1 pseudogene is annotated in these 237 nt (G+C 70.0%); it reads right to left on the bottom strand.

The window, feature by feature from the left end:
• A pseudogene (locus KVS69_RS21240) lies at nucleotides 1-152 on the bottom strand (DUF5009 domain-containing protein); the annotation flags it as partial.
• Nucleotides 153-237: the final 85 nt, after the last annotated feature.

A 237-nucleotide genomic window follows, 5' to 3' on the forward strand; every position in this document is an offset into this window, starting at 1 on the left:
TCCGTGGGGGTAAAGCCGTGCCAGTCCGCATGCAGCAGCGGTGCACACACATGGCTCCAAGCGCCGGGGTTGTTGACCAGCAGCACCGCAGCCACGGTCAGCCCGCGCAGGGCATCGACCGAGCCCATGCGCGAAGAGGAAGGCGTGCACATGCGTCCTCGCGCTCGCCGGCGATCCAGGTCGCGCGCACCTGCAGCGCGTCGACGAGCAGCACCAGGTCGGCCTGGTAGCCCTCGG

The organism is Stenotrophomonas sp. GbtcB23 (assembly GCF_019091045.1).
Taxonomy (GTDB): Bacteria; Pseudomonadota; Gammaproteobacteria; order Xanthomonadales; family Xanthomonadaceae; genus Stenotrophomonas; species Stenotrophomonas rhizophila_A.